The following is a 7,017-nucleotide window of genomic DNA, read 5'->3' on the forward strand; positions in this document are numbered from 1 at the left end:
CGGCGCCAGGGGCCGCGGCAGCGGGACCGGCCGCCGGACGGACGTGCGAGCGCGCCGGCGCAGCCGGACCACGATCGCGGTCAGGACGGCCGCCGTCAGCGCGAATCGTACGAGCTTGAGCACGTCGCGCACCCTATCCCGAAATAGATCACTCTATGTGCCGGCATTAAAGTCGGACGCATGGAATTCCGACACCTCGGTCGCAGCGGTCTCGTGGTCAGCGAGATCAGCTACGGCAACTGGCTCACCCACGGCTCCCAGGTCGAGGAGGACGCCGCCAAGCAGTGCGTGCAGGCGGCGCTCGACGAGGGCATCACCACGTTCGACACCGCCGACGTCTACGCGGGCACGAAGGCCGAGGAGGTGCTCGGCCGCGCGCTGAAGGGCGTGCGCAGGGAGTCGCTGGAGATCTTCACCAAGGTCTACTGGCCGACCGGGCCCGGCCGCAACGACCGCGGCCTGTCTCGCAAGCACATCACCGAGTCGATCCACGGCTCGCTGCGCCGCCTGCAGACCGACTACGTGGACCTGTACCAGGCGCACCGCTTCGACTACGAGACCCCGCTCGAGGAGACCCTCAAGACCTTCGACGACCTGGTACGCCAGGGCAAGGTCCTCTACGTCGGCGTGAGCGAGTGGAACGCCGAGCAGATCGCGCGGGCGCTCAAGATCGCCGACGAGATGGGCTTCGACCGCATCGTGTCGAACCAGCCCCAGTACTCGATGTTGTGGCGCGTCATCGAGCCGGAGATCGTGCCGCTGAGCGAGAAGGAGGGCGTGGGCCAGATCGTCTGGTCGCCCATCGCGCAGGGCGTGCTGACCGGCAAGTACCTGCCCGGCCGGCAGCCGCCGGAGGGCTCGCGGGCGACCGACGAGAGCGGCGGCAGCACCATGATCGCCCGCTTCATGAACGACGACGTGCTCACCCGCGTCCAGGAGCTCAAGCCGATCGCGGCCGACCTGGGGCTGAGCATGGCCCAACTGGCGGTCGCCTGGGTCCTGCAGAACCCGAACGTCTCCAGCGCCATCGTCGGCGCCAGCCGGCCCGAGCAGGTACGCGACAACGTCAAGGCGGCGGGCGTCAAGCTCGACGCCGACGTGCTCAAGCGGATCGACCACGTGCTCGGCGGCATCGTCGAGCGCGACCCCACCAAGACCGCGAGCCCGGCCAAGCGCCCATAACCTCCCCTGCGACAAGAACCCCTTGGGCCGCGACAGCGCCCAAGGGGTTTTCTCTTATCCGGGGTCACTCAGGACGCAATGACAATCCCGTGTATTCGACGCGGTCCTCGTCCAGCAACGCGACCTGCTCAACACCGGCTTCCACCAGCTCACGCCAGTTTTCGCCGAGCCACGACTCCGCGTCGGCCTGGCTCGGAAAAACTTCTCGCGGCAAAGGGCGATCCGTTACCTCACCACCACGTGCATTTTCATAACGCCACCGCCATGTCATGCCATACGCTCCTTTTCCGCGGGTCCGCCGGCGCACCCTCCGCAGGCACTGGAACCCTACTCCCGAGCTCGGGAGGTCGATCGACGCTGCGCGTTCACCGTGTTGCGGTCGGGCTCGCCTCGGGGGGCGGCCGTCTTCCTCTCCCTCCCCTCGTTCCGCCCGCCCCTCACCTTCCGGCGGCGTACGGAGGTTGCCCGGCCTCGGCCGGGCGGCTTTGCACGATCGGCTTTGTACCATCGGCGCGGTGAACGTCCTTCTCACCGGCACCGCGGGCGGCGCGGGGTGGCCGGAGCCCGGTTGCCGGTGCGCGTCCTGCGCCCGCCTGCCCCCGGGCCATCGCCGCCCCTTCGGTCTCGTCGTGGACGGCGTCGTCCCGTTCCCCTTCGCGGACCTGCCGGACGGCTACCGCGCCTGCGCCGACGGCCTGGGCCTGACCTGCCCGGACGGCTCCCGCCTGCTCTGCCTCCCCCGCGACCGCCCCGTGCCCGCGAACGGCCCCGCCCGGTACGACGTGGTGCTGATCGACCTGCTCGACCGCCCCGAACGCCTCGGCGAGCTGCGGCGCATGGGCCTGGTCGACGAGGAGACCGTGGTGGCCGCCGTCGGGCTGGATCACCGGATCCGGTCGGAGGAGGAGCTGGCGAGACGGCTGCGGCTCTGGGGGGCGCTCGCCGTCCCCGACGGCACGGAGCTGCGGCCGGGGACGCCGATGCCCAGGCGCGGCGGCGGCGCGGGCCGGGCCCTGCTGCTGGGCGGGTCGAGGTCGGGCAAGTCGGCCGAGGCGGAGCTGCGGCTGGCCGCCGAGCCGTACGTCACGTACGTGGCCACCGGTCCCGACGGCGCGGGCGACGGCGAGTGGGCGGCACGGGTACGCGCGCACCGGGAGCGGCGTCCCGCGCACTGGGCCACCGTCGAGACCACGGACCTGGCGGCGGCGATCCGCGCGGCGGCCACCCCGCTGCTGATCGACGGCCTGGGCACGTGGCTCACGGCGGTCTTCGACGAGCACGGCGCGTGGGAGGGCGACCGCGCACCCGTGGCGGCCCGCTGCGCGGAACTCGTGGCGGCGTGGCGTCAGTCGGACCGGCCGCTGGTGGCGGTGTCGGACGAGGTGGGCATGGGCGTGGTGCCCGCGACGGCCAGCGGCCGGGCGTTCAGGGACGCGCTCGGGCGGCTCAACGAGCGCCTGGCCGCCGAGTCGGAGTACGTGGCACTGGTGGTGGCCGGACGCCCGCTCGCCCTGTAGCCGCCCGGTCACCGGCGGCGGCGGACCCGGTGGCGGGTCCGGTGGGGCCGGTGGCGGGTCGGTGGCGGGTCGGGCGAGGGCGTTACGGGCGGGCGGCGCGGGCGTACCAGCGGCCGTCGAGGCGGTCCACCTGCAGGGGGCGGCCGAAGCAGTCGCTGAGCATGGGCGAGGTGAGCACGTCGGCCACCGGCCCGGCGGCAAGCACGCGGGCGTCGCGCATGAGCATCGCGTGCGTGGTCGTCGCCGGCACCTCCTCCAGGTGGTGCGTCACCAGGACGGTCGTGAGCACGGGCCTGGTCGTCGCCAGGTCCTCGACGGCGGCGATGAGGTCTTCCCGCGCCGGCAGGTCGAGCCCCGCGAACGGCTCGTCGAGCAGGAGCACCGCCGGGTCCGCCATGAGCGCCCTGGCCACCCTGATTCTGGCCCGCTCGCCCTGGGAGCACACCCGGAAGGGCCGCTCGGCCAGGTCCTTGCAGCCGAGGTCGGCCAGCAGCCGGTGGGCCCGCTCCCGCTCGGCCTCGCCGTACCTGTCCCACAGCGGAACGCTGGTGCCCGTGTGGCCGGTGAGCACGACGGTGTGCGCGGTCGCCCCCTCCTCCTCCATCAGCTCCTCGTCGACCAGCCGCTGGCTGGCCGCGACCAGGCCGATGTGGCGGCGCAGCTCCCGCACGTCGACCCGGCCGAGCCGGTGGCCGAGCACGGTGACCGCGCCCTCACTGGGATGCCGTACGGCGCCCGCCAGCGACAGCAGCGTCGTCTTGCCCGCGCCGTTGGGACCGATGATCACCCAGTGGTCGCCGTAGTCGACCTGCCAGTCGACACCGTCGAGCAGCGACTTGCCGACGACCCGGACACCTACGCCTTCCAGTTCAACCACGTGCATCCCGCCACCCTAGTGGCCCCTAGGATCGTCCGTTATGCGGCTGATGGAAGGGCTGCGGTTCGCCGTGGGCACGCTGAGCGTCTTCCCCGTCCGCGTGGAACGGGTGGATCGGCAGGTGGCGGGGCGGGCGATGACGCTGGCTCCGTTCCTGGGGCCGGTGCTCGGGCTCGTCGCCGGGTCGCCGCTGCTGCTGACCGGCGACCGGTCGCTGCTGGGAGCGGCGCTGGCGGTGGGGCTGCTGGCCCTGCTCACCCGGGGATTGCATCTCGACGGGCTGGCCGACCTCGCCGACGGGCTCGGGAGCGGCAAGCCGCCCGGCCAGGCGCTCGACATCATGAAAAAGTCGGACATCGGGCCGTTCGGCGTGATGACGCTGGTGCTCACGCTGCTCGTCCAGGTGGCGGCGCTCGCGGAGGCCGGGTTCTGGGCGTTGGTGACGGCGTGCCTGGCGGGGCGGCTGGCGCTGACCTGGGCCTGCCGCGAGGGGGTGGCCGCCGCCCGGCCCGACGGGCTGGGGGCGATGGTCGCGGGCACCGTACGCCGCCCGGCCGCCTGGCTCGTCACCCTGGCCGCGCTCCTCATCGCCGCCCTGATCGGCCTGCTCACCACGCCCGGCGCGGTCTACGTGGCGCCGGGAGCGGTGCTGGCCGGGCTCGGCGCCGCCCTCCTGCTGCTGCGCCACGCCGGGCGCCGCCTCGGCGGCGTCACAGGGGACGTGCTCGGCGCGCTGGTGGAGACGGCCACGGCCGCCGCGCTCGTGGCGTACGCGGTGCTCGCCTGAACGACCCGGAGGACGGGCTCAGGCGACCGGCTCGGCTTGCCGGGGCTGCCGCCGCGGGCGGATCGGGAGGAGGCGGAGCAGGGCCACGCCGAGCAGCGCGAGCAGCGCCCACCCGACCAGCCCGGTGATCCCGGCGAGCAGCTCGTTCGGCGGGGCGGCGGCGTCGCCGAGCAGCAGCACGGGCGCGGCGACGGCGTTCAGGGACGCGTGCGCCACCACGGCGGGCCACACGCTCCCCGTACGCAGCCGCAGCCACCCCATCACCACCCCCGCCAGCATGCAGAAGCCGATGAAGCACAGCGCCGCCCACGAGCCCAGGCGCGGATAGTTGTAGCCGAGCAGGGTGAGCGGGGCGTGCCAGACGCCCCAGATCGCGCCGGAGACGAGCAGGCCGGCCGTCATCCCGTGGGACGCGACGAGCCGCGGCACCAGCCAGCCCCGCCAGCCCCACTCCTCCCCCAGCACCGGGACGGCGTTCAGCACCGGCCCCGCCACCACCGCCACCACGATCTGCATGAGGGCCACCGAGCCCAGGTCGGCCGGGACCTCCAGGCCGCGGGCCCCCAGCGCCGCCCGCAGCAGGCTCAGCCGGTCGAGGTCGAGCGAGACGAGCCCGGTGGCGACGCTGATCCCCATGGCGAGGAACACCAGCGCCGGCACGCCGAGCCAGGCTGCCAGCACGAGCGCGCCCGTACGGCCCCTGCGCGGGCCGAGCGTGAGCCCGGTCTCCCCGGCCCACTGCCGGAACGGCGTGCGCGACACGGCCCACGCGCCGAGCACGCCCACGGCCGGCGTGAACATCATCAGCGTGGCGAGCGCCTGCGTCAGCGGCGAGGCCAGCCCGTCGCCGAGCCACAGGGGCAGCGCGACCCCCCAGGACAGCCCGAAGGCCAGGACGACGAAGACGAGCAGTGGTCTCTTCAAGAGTGGTCTTTTCATGACTGCACACGCTCCGCGATGAGGGCGTTGATGAGGGATGCGCCGCGCTCGGCGTCGTCGATGCTGATCGCCAGCGTGCCACCGGACCGGTAGCCGAGGACCAGGCACTCACCGCCGCGCAACATGATGGTGGCGGCTCCCGGCAGTCCGCGGAAGCCCCAGCCGCCCACGCCACCGGGACGGCGCTGCTCCACCCAGGCCGACTCGATCTTGGACAGGGCGATCCTGCGCTCCGGGCGGCCGAAGGGCCCGAACCCGATCGCGACCGCCGCGTCGTCCACCCTGACCCGCACGGACGTGCTCGCGAGGCCGGCCACGAAGACGATGACGAGGACGGGCAGGAGCCTGGCCCTGACGTCGCCGGGCACGGTGCCGGAGACGTCCAGTGCGACCACCACGGCGATGACGACCGGCGTGGCGAACGTGGCCGCGGCGAGCCACGGGTTGATCACGCGGCTGACCCAGACCGTGCGCCGCCCCGGCTCCAGCCTGAGCGCGGGGGGCGCCTGCGCCTCGGGAGAGTGCCGGTCCCGGGGTCCCCTGCCGAGGTATCCCGCGAGGGTTCCGACGGCGACCATGGCGCCGAGGGCCGCGGGGACGTGCCAGCCGGGCAGCAGGGCGGCCCGCCAGTCGGGGGCGTCGAGGTTGACCGCCAGCGTCGAGGCGTCCACGGAGACCAGCATCGCGCCCGCGCCGAAGAGGCAGCCCCACCAGATGGCCCGGTTCGCGCGCCGGGAGTGGCCCCATGCGCTCACCGCGAACAGGGCCGCCCACAGCACGCCCCAGATGACGACCGTGGTGACCACGTGTGCCGTGAGGGAGCTGGATCCGTCCGGGACGCTGCCGGACGACCCCCAGTGCGTGGCGATCGGGTCGGGCAGCCGATCGCGCAGGGCGTAAGGCGCCAGGACCAGCACGGCGGTCACGGCCAGCCCCCACGCGGCGGCGAGGACACGGGGTCTCACGTCAGCTCCTCCAAGATCGTGATGAGGTCGTCACGGCTGTAGCCGTGCTTCTTGGCCTCCTCGAGCAGGTCGCGCGCCCGCTGGGCGAGCAGGGCGCGCCCGTCGGCCCGCCCGGCCACGCTGACGCCGCGGCCCCTCCTGAACTCCAGCAGCCCCTCGTCGCGCAGGTCGCGCAGCGCGCGCAGCACGGTGTTGGGGTTGATGCCCAGCGCCCCGGCCAGGTCTCGGGCCGGTGGCAGGCGGTCGCCCGGCCGGTAGGAGCCCTCGCCGATGGCACGCCGGATCGCCCCCGCCACCTGCTCGTGGAGGGGCCGGGAGTCGTTGAGGTCGAGCGTCAGCAACATGGTGCTAATGACACTAGCACTATTCTGCAAAGTACGCTCCAACCAGCGATTGGTAGGATGAACCCCTGTTTGTGAGTACGCAGAAACCGTGGATAGCATCGGTTTACGTGACCACTGTGCGGCTGAACTCAGCAGATCCAGTCTCCATCGACACCGACGCGTTGATCGTCGGCTTCCGGCCGAGCCCCGACGGCCCGGTCCCCGCAGTGGGCGCCGAGTCCCTCGAAGCGGCCTTCGGCGGCAAGCTCGCAGGCTCCCTCAGCGCCGTGGCCTTCTCCGGCAAGGCCGGCGAGGTGGCCAAGCTGCCGACTTTCGGCGCCATCACCGCCCCGCTGCTGGTCGCGGTCGGTCTCGGTGACTCCCCCGGCCTCGAGGGCCTGCTCCGGGCCGCCGGAGCCGTGCTCTG

9 protein-coding genes are annotated in these 7,017 nt (G+C 73.2%); 4 read left to right on the forward strand and 5 right to left on the reverse strand.

Going from position 1 to position 7,017, the window contains the following annotated elements; genetic code table 11:
- Positions 1 to 180: 180 nt before the first annotated feature.
- On the forward strand, positions 181 to 1,182 hold the full coding sequence (locus ABD844_RS46330) for an aldo/keto reductase family protein (protein WP_344894090.1): 1,002 nt from the start codon (positions 181 to 183) through the stop codon (positions 1,180 to 1,182).
- A 64-nt stretch (positions 1,183 to 1,246) separates the two neighbouring features.
- On the opposite strand, the gene ABD844_RS46335 is transcribed toward ABD844_RS46330, so the two are convergent.
- A complete protein-coding gene (locus tag ABD844_RS46335) occupies positions 1,247 to 1,453 on the reverse strand; it encodes a hypothetical protein (RefSeq protein WP_344894093.1) in 207 nt (68 codons plus the stop codon).
- 244 nt (positions 1,454 to 1,697) lie between these two features.
- Between ABD844_RS46335 and ABD844_RS46340 the strand changes: the two genes are divergently transcribed.
- Positions 1,698 to 2,699 carry a bifunctional adenosylcobinamide kinase/adenosylcobinamide-phosphate guanylyltransferase gene (locus tag ABD844_RS46340; protein ID WP_344894096.1) on the forward strand — a complete coding sequence of 334 codons (1,002 nt, stop codon included), beginning with the start codon at positions 1,698 to 1,700 and terminating at the stop codon, positions 2,697 to 2,699.
- Between the two features lie 82 nt (positions 2,700 to 2,781).
- On the opposite strand, the gene ABD844_RS46345 is transcribed toward ABD844_RS46340, so the two are convergent.
- Positions 2,782 to 3,582: an ABC transporter ATP-binding protein gene (locus ABD844_RS46345; RefSeq protein WP_344894099.1), complete on the reverse strand. Its 801-nt coding sequence runs from the start codon at positions 3,580 to 3,582 to the stop codon at positions 2,782 to 2,784.
- A gap of 34 nt (positions 3,583 to 3,616) precedes the next feature.
- Here ABD844_RS46345 and ABD844_RS46350 point away from each other — a divergent pair, with 34 nt between their 5' ends.
- Positions 3,617 to 4,363, forward strand: coding sequence for an adenosylcobinamide-GDP ribazoletransferase (locus tag ABD844_RS46350; RefSeq protein ID WP_344894102.1), 747 nt, complete (start codon positions 3,617 to 3,619; stop codon positions 4,361 to 4,363).
- Positions 4,364 to 4,381: 18 nt separating this feature from the next.
- Here ABD844_RS46350 and ABD844_RS46355 read toward each other — a convergent pair whose 3' ends face one another.
- The 3 genes from ABD844_RS46355 to ABD844_RS46365 are packed head-to-tail and all read right to left on the reverse strand — an operon-like array spanning position 4,382 to position 6,611.
- Positions 4,382 to 5,287, reverse strand: a complete 906-nt coding sequence (locus ABD844_RS46355; RefSeq protein WP_344894105.1) for a CPBP family intramembrane glutamic endopeptidase — start codon at positions 5,285 to 5,287, stop codon at positions 4,382 to 4,384.
- Between the two features lie 11 nt (positions 5,288 to 5,298).
- A complete protein-coding gene (locus ABD844_RS46360) occupies positions 5,299 to 6,267 on the reverse strand; it encodes a DUF1648 domain-containing protein (RefSeq protein WP_344894108.1) in 969 nt (322 codons plus the stop codon).
- Entirely contained in the window at positions 6,264 to 6,611 is a 348-nt protein-coding gene (locus tag ABD844_RS46365) for a GntR family transcriptional regulator (RefSeq protein WP_344894111.1), read from the reverse strand. Before ABD844_RS46365 ends, ABD844_RS46360 begins: the two co-directional genes overlap by 4 nt.
- 107 nt (positions 6,612 to 6,718) lie before the next feature.
- Between ABD844_RS46365 and ABD844_RS46370 the strand changes: the two genes are divergently transcribed.
- On the forward strand, positions 6,719 to 7,017 hold a 299-nt coding region (locus ABD844_RS46370; protein ID WP_344894114.1), incomplete at its 3' end, for a M17 family peptidase N-terminal domain-containing protein.

It is taken from the genome of Nonomuraea antimicrobica (assembly GCF_039536965.1).
Taxonomy (GTDB): Bacteria; Actinomycetota; Actinomycetes; order Streptosporangiales; family Streptosporangiaceae; genus Nonomuraea; species Nonomuraea antimicrobica.